Annotated in this window: 15 protein-coding genes and 1 pseudogene; 10 read left to right on the forward strand and 6 right to left on the reverse strand. The window is 71.8% G+C overall.

Going from position 1 to position 19986, the window contains the following annotated elements:
- Positions 1 to 64: 64 nt before the first annotated feature.
- Positions 65 to 574: a DUF4245 domain-containing protein gene (locus tag ACFWBN_RS17880; protein WP_385177899.1), complete on the reverse strand. Its 510-nt coding sequence runs from the start codon at positions 572 to 574 to the stop codon at positions 65 to 67.
- Positions 575 to 810: 236 nt separating this feature from the next.
- On the opposite strand from ACFWBN_RS17880, the gene glpX reads away from it, so the two are divergent.
- The gene (gene glpX, locus ACFWBN_RS17885) at positions 811 to 1842 is read left to right on the forward strand and encodes a class II fructose-bisphosphatase (protein WP_385177618.1); all 1032 of its coding nucleotides are present in this window, start codon (positions 811 to 813) and stop codon (positions 1840 to 1842) included.
- Positions 1843 to 2079: 237 nt separating this feature from the next.
- On the opposite strand, the gene ACFWBN_RS17890 is transcribed toward glpX, so the two are convergent.
- The 3 genes from ACFWBN_RS17890 to ACFWBN_RS17900 all read right to left on the reverse strand — a co-directional run bounded on the left by ACFWBN_RS17890 (position 2080) and on the right by ACFWBN_RS17900 (position 3950).
- Entirely contained in the window at positions 2080 to 2478 is a 399-nt protein-coding gene (locus tag ACFWBN_RS17890; protein ID WP_385177620.1) for a WhiB family transcriptional regulator, read from the reverse strand.
- Positions 2479 to 2610: 132 nt separating this feature from the next.
- Positions 2611 to 3210, reverse strand: a complete 600-nt coding sequence (locus ACFWBN_RS17895; protein ID WP_385177622.1) for a TIGR03086 family metal-binding protein — start codon at positions 3208 to 3210, stop codon at positions 2611 to 2613.
- 62 nt (positions 3211 to 3272) lie between these two features.
- Positions 3273 to 3950, reverse strand: a complete 678-nt coding sequence (locus ACFWBN_RS17900; protein ID WP_385177625.1) for a DUF1707 domain-containing protein — start codon at positions 3948 to 3950, stop codon at positions 3273 to 3275.
- A 168-nt stretch (positions 3951 to 4118) separates the two neighbouring features.
- On the opposite strand from ACFWBN_RS17900, the gene ACFWBN_RS17905 reads away from it, so the two are divergent.
- The 3 genes from ACFWBN_RS17905 (at position 4119) to ACFWBN_RS17915 (ending at position 7490) form a co-directional block, all read left to right on the forward strand.
- Positions 4119 to 5807, forward strand: a complete 1689-nt coding sequence (locus ACFWBN_RS17905) for a fumarate hydratase (protein WP_385177627.1) — start codon at positions 4119 to 4121, stop codon at positions 5805 to 5807.
- 160 nt (positions 5808 to 5967) lie between these two features.
- A complete protein-coding gene (locus tag ACFWBN_RS17910) occupies positions 5968 to 6591 on the forward strand; it encodes a hypothetical protein (RefSeq protein ID WP_385177629.1) in 624 nt (207 codons plus the stop codon).
- Between the two features lie 128 nt (positions 6592 to 6719).
- Positions 6720 to 7490, forward strand: coding sequence for a glycerophosphodiester phosphodiesterase (locus ACFWBN_RS17915; protein ID WP_385177631.1), 771 nt, complete (start codon positions 6720 to 6722; stop codon positions 7488 to 7490).
- 51 nt (positions 7491 to 7541) lie between these two features.
- Here the strand turns inward: ACFWBN_RS17915 and ACFWBN_RS17920 are convergent, their stop codons facing one another.
- Positions 7542 to 9080, reverse strand: coding sequence for a ricin-type beta-trefoil lectin domain protein (locus ACFWBN_RS17920; RefSeq protein WP_385177633.1), 1539 nt, complete (start codon positions 9078 to 9080; stop codon positions 7542 to 7544).
- Positions 9081 to 9188: 108 nt separating this feature from the next.
- Here ACFWBN_RS17920 and ACFWBN_RS17925 point away from each other — a divergent pair, with 108 nt between their 5' ends.
- From ACFWBN_RS17925 to ACFWBN_RS17940, 4 genes and pseudogenes are all read left to right on the forward strand, one after another.
- Positions 9189 to 10592, forward strand: coding sequence for a class II fumarate hydratase (locus ACFWBN_RS17925; protein WP_385177636.1), 1404 nt, complete (start codon positions 9189 to 9191; stop codon positions 10590 to 10592).
- A 113-nt stretch (positions 10593 to 10705) separates the two neighbouring features.
- Entirely contained in the window at positions 10706 to 11413 is a 708-nt protein-coding gene (locus ACFWBN_RS17930) for a DUF402 domain-containing protein (RefSeq protein ID WP_385177638.1), read from the forward strand.
- Between the two features lie 826 nt (positions 11414 to 12239).
- Positions 12240 to 14273 (forward strand): SpoIIE family protein phosphatase, encoded by a 2034-nt coding sequence (locus ACFWBN_RS17935; protein WP_385177901.1) that lies wholly within the window; start codon positions 12240 to 12242, stop codon positions 14271 to 14273.
- Positions 14274 to 14323: 50 nt separating this feature from the next.
- A pseudogene (locus tag ACFWBN_RS17940) lies at positions 14324 to 15775 on the forward strand (catalase).
- Positions 15776 to 15879: 104 nt separating this feature from the next.
- Here ACFWBN_RS17940 and ACFWBN_RS17945 read toward each other — a convergent pair.
- Positions 15880 to 18159 (reverse strand): transglycosylase domain-containing protein, encoded by a 2280-nt coding sequence (locus ACFWBN_RS17945; protein WP_385177640.1) that lies wholly within the window; start codon positions 18157 to 18159, stop codon positions 15880 to 15882.
- 242 nt (positions 18160 to 18401) lie between these two features.
- Between ACFWBN_RS17945 and ACFWBN_RS17950 the strand changes: the two genes are divergently transcribed.
- Together ACFWBN_RS17950 and ACFWBN_RS17955 are read left to right on the forward strand one after the other, a co-directional pair.
- The gene (locus ACFWBN_RS17950) at positions 18402 to 19310 is read left to right on the forward strand and encodes an SPFH domain-containing protein (RefSeq protein WP_385177642.1); all 909 of its coding nucleotides are present in this window, start codon (positions 18402 to 18404) and stop codon (positions 19308 to 19310) included.
- The gene (locus tag ACFWBN_RS17955) at positions 19307 to 19657 is read left to right on the forward strand and encodes an AT hook motif protein (protein WP_385177644.1); all 351 of its coding nucleotides are present in this window, start codon (positions 19307 to 19309) and stop codon (positions 19655 to 19657) included. Before ACFWBN_RS17950 ends, ACFWBN_RS17955 begins: the two co-directional genes overlap by 4 nt.
- Positions 19658 to 19986 lie beyond the last annotated feature (329 nt).

Raw genomic sequence — 19986 nt, forward strand, 5'->3', positions numbered from 1 at the left:
CCCCTTGGGGGTGCGCGGCCTCTCCGCGTTGCCGTACATGCCGGCCCTACCGGCTCTACTTGCCCTACTTGAACTCCAGCGCCGCCGCCATCGTGCCGAGCTGCTCGAAGGAGGCCGTCCCGGTGACCACCGTGACGTGGCCCTGCTCCTGCCGGACGAGGGCGTCGTACTTCTCCCCGTCCCAGCGCTCCCACGCCACGTCGCCGACCTGTTGGGTCTGCCCGGTGGGCTGCGCCTGCTGGGTGACCTTGCCGACGTACTTGGCGGAGGCGTCCGTGGACTGCTCCACCGCCACGTACTGCTTGCCCGGGTCGAGGAAGCCCAGGTGCCAGGAGTTGGCGTTCTTGCGCTCGTACGTCACCGAGGTCGCCCGCCACTCCTCCGGGAGCCCCACGGGGGCCGCCACCGGGTACGGGGCCGCGCGCCGGGCCGTGATCGTCTCCACCCGGTAGTCGACCGTGTGCGTCGGATCGGCCTGGTCGTCATGCGGGATGAAGAGGTAGATCCCCGCGACGACGATGCCGATCACTCCCAGCGACCGGACCATGTCCCAGATCGTCTGCTTGCCTTTCATACCTGCCACGGGACCATCGTCCCGCATCGCCGGGAGCGATCACCGCCGGGGTCACCCCGGGAGTCGGCGCGGCGTGCACGGGATGGGCACGGAAGGGCCGCAAGATGTCCGCTCAGGACATTCGCATGACCGATATACCGCTCATACGTGACCCGCCCTGCTCAATATGTCGACGTACCGATAGAGTTCCAGCACCCTCACTTCCCGGCCGTCGCCGTACAGAAAGGTGCGCTCCGATGACCGAGCACAACCTGCCGCCCCAGCTCGAAGTCTCTCCGGAGGCCCCCGACCGCAACCTCGCCCTGGAACTCGTCCGGGTCACCGAGGCTGCCGCCATGGCCGCGGGCCGGTGGGTCGGCCGCGGTGACAAGCTCGGCGCGGACGGCGCCGCGGTCAACGCGATGCGGACGCTGATCTCCACCGTCTCGATGAACGGCGTCGTCGTCATCGGCGAGGGGGAGAAGGACGAAGCCCCCATGCTCTTCAACGGCGAGCGGGTCGGCGACGGCACCGGTGCCGAGGTCGACATCGCCGTGGACCCGATCGACGGCACCACCCTGAACGCCAAGGGCATGCCGAACGCCATCGCCGTCCTGGCCGCCGCCGACCGCGGCACCATGTTCGACCCGTCCGCGGTGTTCTACATGGAGAAGCTGGTCACGGGCCCTGAGGCCGCCGACTTCGTCGACATCAACGCCCCCGTCTCGGTGAACATCCGCCGCGTCGCCAAGGCCAAGGGGATGGCCCCCGAGGACGTCACCGTGGTCATCCTGGACCGCCCCCGCCACGAGGGCATCGTCAAGGAGATCCGCGAGACCGGCGCCCGGATCAAGTTCATCTCGGACGGCGACGTCGCGGGCTCGGTCATGGCGGTGCGCGAGGGCACCGGCGTGGACCTGCTCCTCGGCATCGGCGGCACCCCCGAGGGCATCATCTCGGCCTGCGCCATAAAGTGCCTCGGCGGCACGATCCAGGGCAAGCTGTGGCCCAAGGACGAGGCCGAGCGCCAGAAGGCCATCGACGCGGGCCACGACCTGGACCGCGTCCTGCACACGAACGACCTGGTATCCGGCGAGAACGTCTTCTTCGTCGCCACCGGCATCACGGACGGCGAGCTGCTGCGCGGCGTCCACTACCGCGCGGCGACCGCGACGACGTCCTCGCTGGTCATGCGCTCGAAGTCCGGCACGATCCGGCAGATCGACTCGACGCACCGGCTGTCGAAGCTGCGGGCTTACAGCGCGATCGACTTCGACCGAGCGCTGTAGCCTGCGGCTCGCTCGGCAGGGAGGGGCGGTTCCCGTGTGCGGCGGGACCGCCCCTCCGGCATGTCCGCGTACGTCGCGCGCCGCGGCAGTGCTACGGGGCTTCGCGCAAGCCGGTGCGTGCGGCCCGTCGCGCCCGCGCGGCTCAAAGACCTGGGGCTCCGCCCCAGACCCCGCGCCTCAAACTCCCCCAGCTACCGCTGGGAGGGGCCCCCAGGCGGGGCTGGATATCCCGACCCGTCAGCCCGCGGCCGCGATGGGGCCGGGCCCCGGGGTCTGGCGCAGTTCGGCGGACCTGCGTCGCATCCTGGCCAGTACCACCCGCCGCTCGGCGGCGGTGAGGCCGCCCCAGACCCCGTACGGCTCGGGCTGGAGCAGTGCGTGCTCCCGGCAGGCGACCATCACCGGGCAGCGGGCGCAGACGCGCTTGGCGGCCTCCTCGCGGGAGAGGCGGGCCGCGGTGGGCTCCTTGGAGGGGGCGAAGAAGAGCCCCGCCTCGTCGCGGCGGCAGACCGCCTCCGCGTGCCATGGGCCGTCCTCTTCCCTCGCCGGCACCCGCGGCCTCGGCACGGCGGCCGGACGCGCCTGAAGACTCTTTACGGCGGCAACCTGCAGGGACTGATGCGGCGGATGCGGCACGGTCTACTCCTGACGACGGATACGCGAGCGAGAGACGATGCACCTGTCCCTACCCGCTGTGCGTGGCCCTATGCACTGTGTGCCACCGGCCCGCAAGGGTTCGTCCGAAACGTGCCCCTCCCCCGCACCCCGTCAGACCGCGGGCGGCGCCCACTGGGAATCCCGGCCCAGGAAGGCCAGCAGGGCGTCCGCCGGACCGCTCGCCTCGCCCGCCGGGGGCGCGAGTTCCGGGCCGTAGGCGAAGCCGCGCAGCGGCTCTACGAGGGCGTCGGCGGCCGGGCGCAGGGCGGAGGCCAGGGCGTCCGTCAGCGGCGATGCCTGACCGGTGGCGACGGAGATGTCCCAGGCGTGCACGGCGGCGTCGAGGGCGGCCGCGCCGACGGCCGTCTCGACGGACACGGTGAACGGGGGCAGCGGGACCTCGACCTCGGCGGTCCCGGGCGCGAGTCCGGCGAAGGCCTCGGCCGCGGCGGCGAGCGCCGGCTCCAGCAGCTGCGCCGGGGGGCCCGCCAGGGTGCCGGACGGCTCGAAGGGATCCTCGGCGGGACCGGAGCCGCCGGTGAGGCGGGCGGCGTAGGCGAGCTGGTCGCCGGCCGCGTGCTGGAACACCTGGGTGACGTTCCACTTCTCGGACGGCGTCGGGCGGTCCCAGGCGTCGGCGGGTACGCCGATGACGGCGATGCGCAGGGCTTCGTGTGCGCGGTCGAGCAGGTCCCACTTGGATGCGGTCATGATCCGGATCCTAGAAGCACTTCGGCCAAATACCGCCGGAGCGGGGCCGTTTGGTACGGCGGTCAGCCGTCCAGGCGCTTGCGCAGCTTGAGGGCCAGATCGACCAGGCGGGCTCCGAGCTTGGGCCGGGCCTCGATGTTGCCGAGCAGCGCGAAGCCGCGGACGATCACCACCGGGGCCTGCGGGTCGGTCTCGCCCCGGCCCTCGCCGCGCACCTCGAAGTTGCCGAGGACTCCGCTGCCGTAGCCGCGTAGCGTGACGTTCTCCGGGACCAGGACCTCGACGTTCCCGAGGACGCAGGTCACGTTGATCTCGGTGACCTGCTGCTCGAAGACCGCCTCGGTGAGGTCGATGGTGATGTCGCCCATGACCGAGACCGCGCGGGTCTGCGCGCCGGGGCGCCAGCGGCCCTTGCGGGCGGAGCTGCTGCACACGGCGACGACGCTCTCGACGGGGCCGCCGGGGCCGGGCGTCGCGTACGCGGGCGGGGTGCGGCCGCTGCCCGGCGCGGGCAGGTCCCGTACGAGGACTTCCAGCTCGCCCACCGTCTTGAGGGCGTACAGCGAGTCCAGGCGCTCGGAGTGCTCCTCGGCGGTCAGCCGGCCCTCGGCGACGGCGTCGGCCAGGATCTGGGCGATCCGGTCCCGGTCGGCGTCGGAGGCGCGCAGCTCGGCGGGGGCCGGGGCGGAGGCCGGCGTCGGGGCCGGCGCGGGGGCGGCGGGGTGCTTTTCCAGGTCCACGGCACTCAGCATAGCGAGACACGATAGATCGCGATACTGCCGAGTGGAGTGGAGCGCGCGCCGAGTGAGCCTTACCTCACAACCACGGGCACGGCAGGACGTTCTACGCTGGATGACTGCGCTGCCAATTGGTCGTCAGCGCCGTCTGTCGAGTGAGGAATGCCCCCAATGTCCCTTAGCTCCCGCCCCCCCGGCCCAGCGTTCGCGTACACCGACCTGCTGCCCCTGGGCGAGGACACCACCCCCTACCGGCTGGTGACCGCCGAGGGCGTGTCCACCTTCGAGGCGGACGGCCGTACGTTCCTCAAGGTCGAGCCGGAGGCGCTGCGCAAGCTCGCCGAAGAGGCCATCCACGACATCCAGCACTTCCTGCGCCCCGCGCACCTCGCGCAGCTGCGCCGCATCATCGACGACCCCGAGGCCTCCTCGAACGACAAGTTCGTCGCGCTCGACCTCCTCAAGAACGCGAACATCGCGGCGGCCGGCGTCCTGCCGATGTGCCAGGACACGGGCACGGCGATCGTGATGGGCAAGCGCGGCCAGAACGTCCTCACCGAGGGCGGCGACGAGGCGGCCCTCTCGCGCGGCATCTACGACGCCTACACGCGCCTGAACCTGCGCTACTCGCAGATGGCCCCGATCACCATGTGGGAGGAGAAGAACACCGGCTCGAACCTGCCCGCGCAGATCGAGCTGTACGCGACCGACGGCGGCGCGTACAAGTTCCTCTTCATGGCCAAGGGCGGCGGCTCCGCCAACAAGTCCTTCCTCTACCAGGAGACCAAGGCGGTCCTCAACGAGGCCTCCATGATGAAGTTCCTGGAGGAGAAGATCCGCTCGCTCGGTACGGCGGCCTGCCCGCCCTACCACCTGGCGATCGTGGTCGGCGGCACCTCGGCCGAGCACGCGCTGAAGACCGCGAAGTACGCCTCCGCGCACTACCTGGACGAGCTGCCGCGCGAGGGTTCCGCCCTGGGCCACGGCTTCCGCGACGAAGCCCTGGAACAGCAGGTCTTCGAACTCACCCAGAAGATCGGCATCGGCGCGCAGTTCGGCGGCAAGTACTTCTGCCACGACGTCCGCGTGGTGCGCCTGCCGCGCCACGGCGCGTCCCTGCCGGTCGCGATCGCCGTGTCCTGCTCGGCGGACCGCCAGGCCACCGCGAAGATCACCGCCGAGGGCGTCTTCCTGGAGCAGCTGGAGACGGACCCGGCGCGCTTCCTGCCGGAGACGACGGAGTCGCACCTGGACGAGTCCTCGGACGTCGTGTCCATCGACCTGAACCAGCCGATGGACGAGATCCTGGCGACCCTGACCAAGCACCCGGTCAAGACCCGGCTCTCGCTGACCGGCCCGCTGGTCGTGGCGCGCGACATCGCGCACGCCAAGATCAAGGAGCTGCTGGACTCGGGCGCGGAGATGCCGCAGTACCTGAAGGACCACCCGGTCTACTACGCCGGCCCCGCGAAGACCCCCGAGGGCTACGCGTCGGGCTCCTTCGGCCCGACCACGGCCGGCCGCATGGACTCGTACGTGGAGCAGTTCCAGGCGGCGGGCGGCTCCAAGGTCATGCTGGCCAAGGGCAACCGTTCCCAGCAGGTGACGGACGCGTGCGGCACGCACGGCGGCTTCTACCTGGGCTCGATCGGCGGCCCGGCGGCGCGGCTGGCCCAGGACTGCATCAAGAAGGTCGAGGTCCTGGAGTACGAGGAGCTCGGCATGGAGGCGGTCTGGAAGATCGAGGTCGAGGACTTCCCGGCCTTCATCGTGGTCGACGACAAGGGCAACGACTTCTTCCAGAACCCGGCCCCGGAGCCGACGTTCACCCACATCCCGGTGCGCGGTCCGGGCCTGTAACGCGACCCCCGAGGGGCCCTCTGCCGACCGGCGGAGGGCCCCTCCCCCGTTCGGGGGAGAGGCCCTCGGACATGTCCGCCGATCGGCAGATGAATCACCGGCGGGCTCCCGGCGAAGCTGTTCCCGTACCCAAACGGGCCACTCGCAACGGGAGTTCACGATGAAGAACCGCACGCGCACCCTCGCCCTCACCGGATCCGCCGCCCTGGTGGCGACCCTGATCGGGGCGGCTCCGGCGCCGGCCGCGCCGGCTGCACCTGCCGCACCTGCCGCGCCGAAGCTCGCCGCGGTGCACGGCGGCGGGACGGTGGTCTTCCCCTACGCGCCCAAGGCGGACGACATCCGCTTCACCGTCGATGCCGACGCGAAGCCGTGGAGCAGGCCCTTCCCGGGTGCCGAGCAGGGGCTGCCGACCGATGCCCGCGGCCGGGTGACCGTCTACCACCACTTCTCCGAGACGGGCTTCACCGGCGTCGCCGAAGCGGAGGTGGACTGCCTGGTCACCGGAGGCCGAACGGCCACGGTGACAGCGGTGGTCACGTCCTCGAACGTCGGGTGGGAGGGCCGCCGGATCGGCATCAGCGTCCAGGACGGCGAACGCGGCGGACCCGACCGCCTGGGCTTCTCGTGGGCCATCGTCAACGTCGATGTGAAGCCGGACGGTTCGGTGGCCGAGCCCACGGTGGGCACCTGCATGGCCCCGGCCCCCTTCACGGAGGTCACGAAGGGCGGCTTCAAGGTCACCCCGGCGCCGCTGCCCCCTCAGCCCGCGGCCAAGCCCTAGCGGGTGTCCTGCCCGGCCCCGGCCGGGGAAACCACCGAGCCCCCGGCCGGGGAAGGGGAGGGATCCGGTTAACGTCTGCGACACAGGCCCGCACCTGGCCGTTCACCCCGGTTTGCAAGGATTTCCGAATGACTGCGACGTCTCCCCTCCGTCCCGCCCGCGCCGTCCGGGTGGTCGCCCACCGCGGGGCGTCCCACGCGCACCCCGAGCACACTCTCGCCGCCTACCGGCAGGCCATCGCCGACGGCGCGGACGCGCTGGAGTGCGATGTGCGGCTCACCGCCGACCGGCGGCTGGTCTGTGTGCACGACCGGCGCGTCGACCGGACCTCCGACGGGCGGGGGGTCGTCTCCGAGATGACCTACGAGGAGCTGTCCGCCCTCGACTTCGGCGGGTGGAAGGGCGAGGCGCACCGCGGAGCGCAGGTGCTGCTCTTCGAGGACCTGCTCAAGGAGGCGCTGTCCGCCGGCCGCCCCGTCGGGCTCGCCGTCGAGACCAAGCACCCGACGCGTGCGGGCGGCCGCCTGGAGGCCGAGCTGGTGCGGACGCTCGCGGACCACGGGCTCGCCGACGGCTCCTCGGGCCTCGTCGAGGTGATGAGCTTCTCCCGCAACGCGCTGACCCGGATGCACCGGCTCGCGCCCGGGCTGCCCACCGTGTTCCTCATCGAGCGCAAGGTCCGCCCGGTGCGGCCCCCGTACACGACCCACGCGGGCCCTGGCATCGACCTCGTACGGAAGGATCCGGGGCTGGTGGGCCGGCTGAAGGCCAAGGGGCTGGCCGTACGGGTGTGGACCGTCGACGAGCCCGAGGACGTGGAGCTGTGCCTGCGGCTCGGGGTGGACACGATCATCACCAACCGGCCGCGCGAGGTGCGGGAGCACCTGGAGGGACGGTGACACCCGGCCGGGGTGCGCCGGCCGGGTGTGGGGGGAATCAGGGAGCGGCGGTCAGACGAAGCGCTGGCTCGCCGAGCCGTTGCAGGCCTGGAGGCGGGCCGGCTCGTGGGCGGCGGACACCGTCAGGCACATGCCCGGGGCGGCCGCGGGGCGCAGGGTGGCGCCGTCGCGGACGAACTGCTGGTTCGCGCCGCCGTGGCAGTTCCAGATGATCAGGCCTGTGCCCGCGCCGTAGTTGGCGCCGGGGGCGTCGAGGCAGCGGTCGTGGGTGAGCTCGACGTGGACCGACTTGCGCGCCGCGTCGTACCACCAGCCCTGGTTGCGGCCGCCGTGGCAGTCCCAGCCCAGGACCGCCGTCTCATTGGCGCTGGAGCCGCCCTTCGCGTCGAGGCAGTTGCCGGTCGCCTCGTTCTTGAGGGGTGCGTAGAGGGAGTCCCAGGCTCCGGCCTGGAGGACCGGGGTGCCCGTGCCGGCCGGGTCGGCGCAGGAGGCCTCGCGCAGCCCCGAGTTGTACAGCTGGGTCAGGCAGGACGCGAACGCGCCGTGGCCCCGGTAGTTGGGGTGGAAGGACTGGCGGGCGGTGTTCTCGTCCCACGGGAAGTGGTCCCCGAGGTCCAGGTAGAGGCCCCGGGCCCAGGTGTCCTCCATGCAGACCTCGTGGCCGTGGAAGAGCCGGGAGTTGTCGAGGTAGACGGCGCCGGAGTTGCGCGCGGCCTCCCGCATGCCCTTCTCGAAGGTGGGCACCGCGTAGTTGCGGCCCCAGGTGGCGTCGGAGTCGTAGCCCGCGCAGCCGCCGGGCAGCTTGCCGGGGAAGCCGGGGTTGTCGTTGAAGTCGGGGCCGATGGGGCTGGGGTAGCCCATCACGACCAGCTTGTAGTCGGAGTCGGCGTAGCCGGCGTCCCGCATGACGGTCTTGAGGTCCGCGACCGTCGCCTCGACCTTCGGCTTGAGGCCGTCGACGCGCCCCTGCCAGCCGGGCCCGTACTTGGGCTCGCAGGTGCCCTGGCTGAGCACCCAGCGGGTCACGCAGTCGGTCATGACCGGGCCGAACTGGAGGTCGTCGTTGGCCCCGGCGACCAGCAGCACCATCTTGATCTTCGTGTTGCGTGCTTTGATGGCGAGGTTGTCGCTCTGCACCAGCTCGTCGGCGTACTGCTTGCTGCCGCCGATCCTGATGTTGCCGGTGTAGCCGCCGGAGCAGGAGACGTTGAAGGTGAGGTCGGCCGGGATGCCGGTGCGGTGGATCGCCGAGTCGGGCGACCGGTGGCACTGGTTGGACGGCGTGTTGGTCGCGGGGTCGTAGTTGCCGACGCCCTCGCCCGATATCTCGCTGTCGCCCAGCGAGATCAGGCCGGTCTTGCGCTCGTTCAGCGGGCGGACGGCCGCGTCGCCGTAGATCTTGACGGCCTCCGCGGCGCGGATCGCCTCCAGCTCGGGCGAGAGGGGGGTCACCGCCCCGGCGGTGGTGGCCGCGGGGGTCGCCGCCTGGGCCATGGGGGTGATGGCGGTGACGCCCCCGAGGGCGGCCGCGATCGCCGCGACTGCGGCGAAGGTAGATCTGAGCCTGGGTTTCGTACGAGCACGTGCCATGAACGCCTCCCCGGATGTCAGTGTTACCCACGGTATTTACTGGCCGGTAGGGGAGTTGGGAACACTTCGAACAAGACAATTGCTCAACTTTTTGAGGAGGCCACGAAAATGACACAGGATCAGCAGGCCGATGCGTTCCGGATCGAGCACGACTCCATGGGCGACGTACGGGTGCCCGCACACGCCAAGTGGCGCGCCCAGACCCAGCGCGCGGTGGAGAACTTCCCCATCTCCGGACAGCGGTTGGAGCGCGCCCACATCGAGGCGCTCGCCCGCATCAAGGCCGCCGCGGCCGCGGTGAACGCCAAACTGGGGGTGGTGGACGAGGACATCGCCGGGGCGATCCGCTCCGCCGCCGCCGAGGTCGCGGACGGCCGCTGGGACGAGCACTTCCCGGTGGACGTCTTCCAGACCGGCTCGGGGACCTCGTCCAACATGAACGCCAACGAGGTGATCGCCACCCTGGCCACCGAGCGGCTCGGCCGGGAGGTCCACCCCAACGACCACGTCAACGCCTCGCAGAGCTCCAACGACGTCTTCCCGTCCTCCATCCACATCGCCGCGACGGCCGCCGTCACCCGCGACCTGATCCCGGCCCTGGAGCACCTCGCCGCCACGCTGGAGTTCAAGGCGGAGGAGTTCTCGCAGGTCGTCAAGGCCGGCCGGACGCACCTGATGGACGCCACCCCGGTCACCCTGGGCCAGGAGTTCGGCGGCTACGCGGTCCAGCTCCGCTACGGCGTCGAACGGCTGCGCGCGGCGCTGCCCCGGCTCGCCGAGCTGCCGCTGGGCGGCACCGCCGTGGGCACCGGGATCAACACCCCTCCCGGGTTCTCCGCCGCCGTGATCGACGAGGTGGCCTCGGCCACCGGGCTGCCGCTGACCGAGGCCCGCAACCACTTCGAGGCCCAGGGCGCCCGGGACGCGCTGGTGGAGACCTCCGGCATGCTCCGTACGATCGCCGTCTCGCTCACCAAGATCTCCAACGACCTGCGCTGGATGGCTTCCGGGCCGCGCACGGGATTGGCCGAAATCAATCTCCCGGATCTCCAGCCGGGGTCCTCGATCATGCCCGGAAAGGTCAATCCGGTCGTCCCGGAGGCCGTCCTCATGGTCGCCGCGCAGGTGATGGGGAACGACACCGCCGTCGCCGTGGCGGGCGCGGCCGGCAACTTCGAGCTCAATGTGATGCTCCCGGTGATGGCCAGGAACCTCCTCGAATCCATCCGGCTGCTGGGCAATTCGAGCCGGCTGCTGGCCGACCGCACGGTCGCCGGGATCACCGCCAACACGGCCCGGGCCAGGGAGTACGCCGAGTCCTCGCCCTCCGTCGTCACCCCGCTCAACCGGTACATCGGCTACGAGGAGGCGGCCAAGGTCGCCAAGAAGTCCCTCGCCGAGCGGAAGACGATCAGGGAGGTCGTGCTGGAGTCCGGCTACGTCGAGCGCGGCGCCCTCACCCTGGAGCAGCTGGACGAGGCCCTGGACGTCCTGCGCATGACACACCCCTGACGGGCCCCGCCGGGGCCCCCGGGCGGGGGCCGGATTCGGTCGTTTCCCTTCCCTTCACACCTCCGTGACCTGCACCGCAGCGGGCGTACGGGCCCCCGCCCTAAGATCTGCGCATGACAGGTACCTTCCGGCCCGGGGGCAGCGCGGCACAGAGCGGCGCGCAGGGCATGCGCTGGGCGCCCGGGGAGCAGATCCTCTGGCGCTACCGCGACCACGCCCCGGGGCTGAAGGGCCCGGTCCACATCTGCCGCCCGGTGACCGTGGTGCAGGACACCGACGAGCTGCTGGCCGTCTGGATGGCCCCCGGCACCGAATGCGTCAAGCCGGTCCTCGCCGACGGCACCCCCGTCCACGAGGAGCCGCTCGCCACCCGCTACACCGCGCCGCGCACCACCGTTCGGGCGCGCTGGTTCGGTGCGGGGGTGCTCAAGCTGGCCCGGCCGGGGGACCCGTGGTCGGTGTGGCTGTTCTGGGAGCACGGCTGGCGGTTCAAGAGCTGGTACGTGAACCTCGAGGAGCCGCGGTCGCGGTGGTCGGGCGGGGTCGACTCCGTGGACCACTTCCTCGACATCTCCGTCTACCCCGACCGCAGCTGGAAGTGGCGGGACGAGGACGAGTTCGCGCAGGCCCAGCGGTCCGGGCTGATGGACCGCGACCAGGCGCGGCAGGTGCAGGCCGCGGGGCGTGCGGCGGTCGACCTGATCAAGGCGTGGGGTACGCCGTTCTCCGACGACTGGCAGGACTGGCGGCCCGATCCGACATGGCCGGTTCCGGTTCTGCCGAAGGACTGGGACCGCACTCCGGCGCATATGACCTCATGAGACCCTTGATGCGCCCCGGGGGTTCAAACGTAGGATCGTCCTCCGCAAGGTCGCGCGCGCGGGGCCGTGCACACGGGCCGTCCCTCCGCAAGTATCGCGCCGTACGCGGGACTTGACCGGAGGCCGCACAGAGCGAGAGGTAACGAGGGGGACGCGGAAACCCGGGGTGATGGTGCCCGGGCCGCTGAGCGGGTATACCGCGACTGACCGAGTTGAGTGCAGCGCACATCGAGCGCAAACGGACGGAATTGCACGCGTGACGGAGTACCCCACCTCTCAGGAGGGCCCGCAGCCCGTCGCCTCCGGCGGAGGTACGGACGAGGCCGGCCACGGCAAGGCGCCCATCGCCGCCGCCGAGGCCGTACGCACGCATGCCGTGGAGCCTGGCGGCGGCCCCGCGGACGGCCCGGGCGGCGCGGCCCCGGCGGCCCCCGACACCCGCGCGGCCCGCTCCGCGGCGGGTGCGGCCGCCGGACTCCCGCGACCCCGCGGCAAGGCCGCGGCCGCCTCGGCCGACGTACCGGCCGCCGCCTCCGGCGCCGGCGAGGGCCGGACCACCGCCCGCACCCGGGACGGCGCGGCCGCACGCAACGCGGCAGGCGGCGCCGCCGGAGTCCCCCGGCGCCACGGCAAGGCGCCGGGGGACTCCGGCGATGTCCCGGCCCAGGCCGACACCGTCCAGGGCAGCGCCCGCTCGCGGGACGGCGGCCCCTCCGAGGAAGCGCCGCGCAACGCCGCGGCGGGCCCGGGCGCGGCCCGGCACGGCGGCGGCCCGGCCCGCGGCCGTCGCGGCGTCGGGACCCCGCGCGGCGGGGAGGCCGGCGCCGTGGACGCCGAGGCCGCGCACACCGCACAGGACACCCCGGGGCAGGGCTCCGCCCACCCCGCCACCGGCGAGCCCGCGCGCAGCGCGCAAGGCACCCCCGGACAAGGACCCGCCCACCCCACCACCGCCGGCGAGCCCGCGCGCAGCGCGCAGGACGCCGCCGGGCAGGACACCGCGTACCTCGCCGGAGGCGACCGGCACGGGGGCGGCGGCAGCGTGATACCGGCAGGTGCGGGAGAGGCGGGCGCGGCGCGCCGCGAGGGCGACCGGCTGCGCTTCGTAGGCGCCGCCACCCGGCGGATCGCCCGCGGCATCGACCTCGACGAGATCGTGCTGGGCCTGTGCCGCGCCACGGTGCCGACCTTCTCGGACGCGATCCTCGTCTACCTGCGCGACCCGCTCCCGGTCGGGGACGAGCGCCCCGTCGGCCCGGTCGTTTTAAGGCTCCGGCGCACCGACCGGCTCCGGCCGATCGACGACCTCACCGATGCCGGCTCGACCGGCACCATCGGCGCGGGGCTGGACCTCGCCGGGGCCGCGGGGGCCGCCGGCGAGCTCGACTTCAGCCAGCTGCCGCTGGTCGGCCCGCAGGGTGACCTGCCCGCGGCCGAGCTGTGCGAGATCCGGCCCGGCGGCGCGCTCGCCGAGGTGCTGCGCGGCGTACGGCCCGTCTTCGGGTCATCCGCCGCCGCCAAGGCCGCCCTGCCCGAGCTGCTCGGCGCGGACCATCCGCTGCCGCGCGGCAACCGGGCCGTCCTCGCGCCGCTGCGCGGGCGCCGCCGGGTGATCGGCGCCGCCGTCTTCCTGCGCAGCCCCGAGCGGCCCGCCTTCGAGCAGAACGACCTCCTGGTCGCCGCCCAGCTGGCCACCCACACCGCGCTCGGCATCGACAAGGCGGTCCTGTACGGCCGCGAGGCGTACATCGCCGACGAGCTCCAGCGCACCATGCTGCCCGACAGCCTGCCCCAGCCCACCGGGGTGCGGCTGGCCTCCCGCTACCTGCCCGCCGCCGAGACGGCGCGGGTCGGCGGCGACTGGTACGACGCCATACCGCTGCCCGGCAGCCGGGTCGCGCTCGTCGTCGGCGACGTCATGGGCCACTCCATGACCTCCGCCGCGATCATGGGCCAGCTCCGCACGACCGCGCAGACCCTCGCACAGCTGGACCTGCCGCCCGCCGAGGTCCTGCACCACCTGGACGAGCAGGCGCAGCGCCTGGGCTCCGACCGCATGGCGACCTGCCTGTACTGCGTCTACGACCCCGTCGCGCACCGGATCACCATCGCCAACGCCGGCCACCCGCCGCCGGTGCTGCTGCACCTGGGCGGCCGCGCCGAGGTGCTCCGCGTACCGCCCGGCGCCCCCATCGGCGTCGGCGGCGTGGACTTCGAGGCCGTGGAGCTGGACGCGCCCGCCGGGGCCACCCTGCTGCTGTACACCGATGGCTTGGTGGAGTCCCGGCTGCGGGACGTGTGGACCGGCATCGAGCAGCTCCGCGAGCGCCTGGCGACCACCGCCCAGCTGACGGGCCTGGACCACCCGCCGCCGCTGGAGGCCCTGTGCGACGACGTGCTGGACATGCTCGGCCCGGGCGACCGGGACGACGACATCGCGCTGCTCGCGGCCCGGTTCGACGGGATCGCGCCCAGTGACGTCGCGTACTGGTTCCTGGACCCGGAGGAGACCGCTCCGGGCCGAGCCCGCCGGTTCGCCCGCCGCGCGCTGACCCGCTGGGGCCTGGAGGAGCTGAGCGACTCGCTGGAACTGCTGGTCAGCGAGGTGGTCACCAATGCCGTCCGGTACGCGGAGCGGCCGGTGACCCTGCGCCTGCTGCGTACGGACGTCCTGCGCTGCGAGGTCGGCGACGACTCCCCGCAGCTGCCGCGCCAGCGCCGGGCCCGGGACACCGACGAGGGCGGCCGCGGCCTGTTCCTGGTGAACCGGATGGCCCGCCGCTGGGGCGCCACCCGGCTGAGCAGCGGAAAGGTGGTCTGGTTCGAGCTCCCGTTGCCGGGGGCGCACGAGCGGCGTTGACTGACAGGTGACCGTGGCGACCCCACCCCGACCCCCGCGGGAGGACGCTCGTGACCCAGGACGCGCAGAAGATCCCGTACACGACGACGAACGCCGGGATACCGGTGGAGAGCGACGAGCACTCGCTCACCGTCGGTCCCGACGGCCCGATCCTGCTCCAGGACCACTACCTCATCGAGAAGATGGCCCAGTTCAACCGAATGGGGTCTCCCCTGCTCGAACGTAGTTGAGAGCTTGGGGAAGGGTCCCGGAGCGGGTGGTTCACGCCAAGGGCGCGGGCGCGTACGGCGTCTTCCAGGTGACGAACGACGTCAGCCAGTTCACCAAGGCCGACCTCTTCCAGCCGGGGCGCAGGACGGAGATGCTGGCCCGCTTCTCGACGGTCGCGGGAGAGCAGGGCTCTCCCGACACCTGGCGGGACCCGCGCGGTTTCGCCCTGAAGTTCTACACCGAGCACGGCAATTACGACCTGGTCGGCAACAACACCCCGGTCTTCTTCGTGCGCGACCCGAGCAAGTTCCAGGACTTCATCCGCTCGCAGAAGCGCCGTCCCGACAACGGGCTGCGCGACCACGACATGCAGTGGGACTTCTGGACCCTGTCGCCCGAGTCCGCGCACATGGTGACGTGGCTGATGGGCGACCGGGGCATCCCCAAGACCTACCGGTTCATGAACGGCTACGGCTCGCACACCTACCTGTGGGTCAACGGCGGCGGCGAGCGGTTCTGGGTCAAGTACCACATGAAGACGGACCAGGGCATCGACTTCCTGACGCAGGCCGACGCCGACCGGATCGCGGGCGAGGACCCCGACTACCACCGGCGCGACCTCTTCGACTCGATCGCGGGCGGCGAGCCGCCGAGCTGGACCCTGCACGTGCAGGTCATGCCCTTCGAGGACGCGGCGGGCTACCGCTTCAACCCCTTCGACCTCACCAAGGTGTGGCCGCACGGCGATTACCCGCTGATCGAGGTCGGCCGGATGACCCTGGACAAGAATCCGCCGGACTACTTCATCCACATCGAGCAGGCCGCCTTCGAGCCCTCGAACCTGGTGCCGGGGATCGGCCCGTCGCAGGACAAGATGCTGCTCGGCCGGCTGTTCTCGTACCCGGACACGCTCGCTGGTGTCCTCGTACGCCAAGGACGGAGCGATGCGGTTCGAGGCGTCCAACGCGGCGCGCCCGTACGCGCCGAACTCCTACGGCGGCCCCGTGGCCGACGTGTCCCGCTTCGGCGAGCCGGCGGGCTGGGCCACGGCGGGCGAGATGGTCCGCGAGGCGTACTCGCTGCACGCCCAGGACGACGACTGGGGCCAGCCCGGCACGATGGTCCGCCAGGTCCTCGACGACGCTGCGCGCGACCGGCTCGTCTCGAACGTCGCCGGGCACCTGAAGGACGGGGTCAGCGGGCCGGTGCTGGAGCGTGCCTTCCAGTACTGGCGCACCATCGACAAGTCCGTCGGCGACCGGATCGCGGCGGCGGTCCCGGGCGGCGGCTGACGAGGGCCGCCGACGACAGACCGCCGCCCCGCGAGCCGTGAAGGCTGCGGGGCGGCGGTGTGCCTGCGACGCCCGGGGCTGCTGCCCGGGTCTGGTGCCCGGGTCTAGCGCTCGGGGAACAACGGCGGGTCCGGCGGCTTCGGACCGCCGGTCTTGGTCGCGGTCGGCGTCGGGGTCGGCGTCGGCGTGGGCGTCGGAGTCGGCGGCTTCGTACCGGTCTTGGTCGGCGTCGGCGTCGGCTCCTGCGTGTTCGGCGGCGCGCTGCTGGTCGCCGGAGCGCTGGAGGACTGGCTCGCGGAGGGCGACGGGGAGGTGCTGCGGGACGGCGCCTGCGCGGCTCCCATCTCGGCCTCCTTCAGATCGAACGAGTCGGTCTCCGTGCCCTTGAGGGCGGCGAGGGTGTACGCCTTCCAGATCGAGGCGGGGAAGCTGGAACCGCCCGCGCGCCCCAGGCCGGCGGTGCCGGTCAGGGTGACCTGCGTGTGGGTGCCCGGCTCCTCGCCGAACATCGCGACGACGGTGACCAGCTCCGGCGTGTAGCCGGTGAACCAGCCGGAGAAGTTCGACTCGCTGGTACCGGTCTTGCCGGCCGCCTCGTAGGCGCTGCTCCTGACCTTGTTGCCGGAGCCGCCTTCGTCGTTGACCACGCCCGTGAGCACCTTGGTGACGGTGTCGGCGGTCTTGCGGCTGATGGCCTGGCCGCCGATGGCCTGCTGGGGCGCGAACTCGCGGTCCTTGTGCTCGGCGCTCTTGATGATGGTCGGCGTGACCTTCTTGCCGTGGTTGTCGAAGGTGGCGTAGACGCCGGCCATCTCCACGGTGCTGGCGGTCATGGTGCCCAGCGCCATGGCCGGCTTGTCGTCTTCCCAGCCCTTGCGGTCCTTCATGCCGAGTTCCAGGGCCGTCTTCTTCACGGCCTGCGGCTTTACGTCCACGATCATCTGCGCGTAGACGGAGTTCACCGAGAAGTTGGTCGCGTCCTGGACCGTCATCATCGGATCGCCGAAGTTCCGGTTGTCCTGGTTCTGCGGGTTGAACGGGATCTTGCTGCCGACGACCTGGCGCTTGCTGGTGCCGTCGTAGAGCGCGTTCGGGGTGATCGGCTTGCCGTCCTGGGTCTTGGCGCCGTTCTCCAGGGCGGAGGCGAGCACGACCGGCTTGAAGGTCGAGCCCGGCTGGTAGTCGGTGCGCAGGGCGTTGCTCTCGGACTTCTCGGCCAGGCCCTGACCGCCGTACATCGCGACGATCGCTCCGCTCTTCGCGTCCACGGAGGTCGCGCCGGCCTGGACGCTCTGGTCCTGGGGCCTGCCCGCGGTGTCCTTGCGGTCGAGCTTGGACTCCAGCTCGTCCTCGACGGCCTTCTCCAGCGCCGCCTGCTTCGCCTTGTCGACGTTGAGCGTGATGTTCCAGCCGCCGGCCGCGATCTGGGCGTCGTTGATGTTCTGCTTGTTCAGCTCGTCGTTGGCTGCCTGGACCAGGTAGCCCTTCTGGCCGTCCATGCCCGGGCGGGGCTTGGGCTTGATCGGCGGCGGGAGGGTCATGGTCTTGCGCTTGGCCGGGTCCAGCTTGCCCATCTCGACCATGTTGTCGAGGACGGCGTTGAAGCGGATGTTGACCAGCCTCGTGCCGTTCGGGCCGGCCGTCGCCAGGTCGTACTGGCTGGGGGCCTGGATGACGGCCGCGAGGTAGGCGCCCTGCTCCAGCGTGAGCTTGTCGGAGTCGACCCCGTAGAAGGCCTGGGCCGCGGCCTGGATGCCGTACGCGTTGCGGCCGTAGAAGTTGGTGTTCAGGTAGCCGACGAGGATGTCGTCCTTCTCCATGCGCCGGTCGACCTTGAGGGAGATCACCAGCTCCCGGAGCTTGCGCGTCGCCGACTGGTCCTGCGTCAGGTAGTAGTTCTTGACGTACTGCTGGGTGATCGTCGAACCGCCGGCCTTGCCCTTGCCGGTGACCGTGTTGAACAGGCCCCGGCCCACGCCCATCACGTCGATGCCGCGGTCCTTGTAGAAGGACTTGTTCTCGATGGCGATGAAGGCGGTGCGGACGTCCTCGGGGATCTTGTCGATCGGCACGAGCTCGCGGTTCATCTCACCGGTGCGGGCCATGATCGAGCCGTCGGAGTACCGGTAGGTGTTGCTCTGGAGCGTGGCCTGCTTGTTCGGGTCGGTGGGTTCGTCCACCGAGAAGTACAGGATGATCGCCGCGGCCATGAGGACCAGGATCCCCCCGAGGAAGGTCCCGAGGATCTTCTTCCAGGTGAAGAACCGGCGTATGCCGGAGCGTTTGCCCGAGCCCGCCTTGCCCTCGGCGCCCTTGGTGCGTCCGCTCGGCGCCCGCCGCGCACCGCGCTGCTGCTGCGCCTTACGTGCTTCTGCTCGGCCCATCGCTCCCGCTCCGCTCGATTTCCCCCGACGTCAGCTCAGAAAGCTAACACCGCATGCTGTGACAAAGGCTGGCCAACCTTGGCCAATACCGGTCAATTCGGACGTGAGAATCAGCACCCGCGCCACAGGAACCGACGCACGTGAAGGCCGAAGGGTTGCCGTACGTACCGCACGGAGCGAAAAAGTGATATCACTTTGCTAAGCGACCCGACCGGTCGCGACCACAAGAAACGGGGCACACCATGACGAACACCTTCGCCACGCCGGGTGGGGTACGCGAGTTCACCGCGCGCAGCGTGGGCGGCGGACTGGCGCTGCTGCTCGGACTGGCGGGCATCGCGGCGGGGGCCGGTCTGATCGCGACCGGTGCGGTGCTGACGGCCGTCGCCGCCAAGGCCTCGCTGATAGCGGGCGGCATCCTGCTGATCCTCGCCTCCGTCATCGCGATGAGCGGGCTCAACACGGTGGCGCCTGGCGAGGCCCGGGTGGTCCAGCTGTTCGGTCGGTACCGGGGGACGATCCGCACGGACGGGCTGCGTTGGGTCAACCCGCTGACCTCGCGGGAGAAGATCTCGACCCGGGTCCGCAACCACGAGACGGCCGTCCTGAAGGTCAACGACGCCTACGGCAACCCGATCGAGCTGGCGGCGGTCGTGGTGTGGCGGGTCGAGGACACGGCGCGGGCGGTGTTCGAGGTCGAGGACTTCACGGAGTTCGTGGAGACGCAGACGGAGGCGGCGGTCCGTCACATCGCGATCGAGTACCCGTACGACGCCCACGAGGAGGGCGGCCTGTCGCTGCGCGGCAACGCCGAGGAGATCACCGAGAAGCTCGCCGTCGAACTGCACGCGCGGGTGGAGGCGGCCGGGGTGCACATCATCGAGTCCCGCTTCACGCACCTCGCGTACGCTCCGGAGATCGCCTCCGCGATGCTCCAGCGCCAGCAGGCGGGCGCGGTCGTGGCGGCCCGCAAGCAGATCGTGGAGGGTGCGGTGGGCATGGTCGAACTGGCCCTGACCCGCCTGGCGGAGGAGGAGATCGTGGACCTGGACCCGGAGCGCAAGGCCGCCATGGTCTCGAACCTGATGGTGGTCCTCTGCGGGGACCGCGCCGCGCAGCCGGTGCTCAACACGGGCACGCTCTACCAGTGACCTCCGGCGGCGGCACGCCCCCGACCCCCGACCCGGACCCGGGGCCCGACCGTGGCCCCGCCCCCGACTCCGGGTCGGGCTCCGGGTTCCGCCCCGGGCCCGGCCCCGGGGCGGAACCCGGGCCCGAACGCCCCGCCCGGGCACGGGCGCAGGCGCGCAAGCAGGTGCTCCTGCGGCTCGACCCCCAGGTCTACGACGCGCTGGCCCGCTGGGCGGGCGAGGAGCTGCGCAGCGCGAACGCGCAGATCGAGTTCCTGCTCCGCCGCGCCCTCTCCGAGGCGGGCCGCCTCCCCTCCTCCCCCGCCCCGATCCCCCGCCGCGGCCGCCCTCCCAAACCGACGGACTGACCGGGGCCGGGGGGAGCGTCCGCACGTGCGGCACCGCTGCTGGGGCTCCGCCCCAGACCCCGCGCCTCAAACGCCGGCGAGGCTGGATTTGGCCGGCGTAAGCCTGGAAGTGCGGTAGCCCAACCCCGGGCTGGCTGGGGCTGGATTGCCCGCAGGGCAATTTCAGCCCCGCCGGCGATTGAGGCGCGGGGGCCCGGGGGCTGGCCCCCGGCAACGGCGCCGCACCTGCGGGACGGCGGGGGCACATCAAGCCCCGCCGGCGTTTGAGGCGCGGGGTCTGGGGCGGAGCCCCAGGAAGCGGCGCCGCACCTGCGGGACTACGGGGGCAC

Origin of the sequence: Streptomyces sp. NPDC059989, from assembly GCF_042736975.1 — a bacterium.
Classification (GTDB): domain Bacteria; phylum Actinomycetota; class Actinomycetes; order Streptomycetales; family Streptomycetaceae; genus Streptomyces.

What these genes read in the sequence shown, in the direction of transcription:
- ACFWBN_RS17945 (WP_385177640.1), bottom strand. Translation starts at nt 18,159, where the DNA reads ATGGGCCGAGCAGAAGCACGTAAGGCGCAGCAGCAGCGCGGTGCGCGG.
- ACFWBN_RS17930 (WP_385177638.1), top strand. Translation starts at nt 10,706, where the DNA reads ATGACAGGTACCTTCCGGCCCGGGGGCAGCGCGGCACAGAGCGGCGCG.
- ACFWBN_RS17895 (WP_385177622.1), bottom strand. Translation starts at nt 3,210, where the DNA reads ATGACCGCATCCAAGTGGGACCTGCTCGACCGCGCACACGAAGCCCTG.
- ACFWBN_RS17920 (WP_385177633.1), bottom strand. Translation starts at nt 9,080, where the DNA reads ATGGCACGTGCTCGTACGAAACCCAGGCTCAGATCTACCTTCGCCGCA.
- ACFWBN_RS17950 (WP_385177642.1), top strand. Translation starts at nt 18,402, where the DNA reads ATGACGAACACCTTCGCCACGCCGGGTGGGGTACGCGAGTTCACCGCG.
- ACFWBN_RS17910 (WP_385177629.1), top strand. Translation starts at nt 5,968, where the DNA reads ATGAAGAACCGCACGCGCACCCTCGCCCTCACCGGATCCGCCGCCCTG.
- ACFWBN_RS17915 (WP_385177631.1), top strand. Translation starts at nt 6,720, where the DNA reads ATGACTGCGACGTCTCCCCTCCGTCCCGCCCGCGCCGTCCGGGTGGTC.
- glpX (WP_385177618.1), top strand. Translation starts at nt 811, where the DNA reads ATGACCGAGCACAACCTGCCGCCCCAGCTCGAAGTCTCTCCGGAGGCC.
- ACFWBN_RS17925 (WP_385177636.1), top strand. Translation starts at nt 9,189, where the DNA reads ATGACACAGGATCAGCAGGCCGATGCGTTCCGGATCGAGCACGACTCC.
- ACFWBN_RS17905 (WP_385177627.1), top strand. Translation starts at nt 4,119, where the DNA reads ATGTCCCTTAGCTCCCGCCCCCCCGGCCCAGCGTTCGCGTACACCGAC.
- ACFWBN_RS17880 (WP_385177899.1), bottom strand. Translation starts at nt 574, where the DNA reads ATGAAAGGCAAGCAGACGATCTGGGACATGGTCCGGTCGCTGGGAGTG.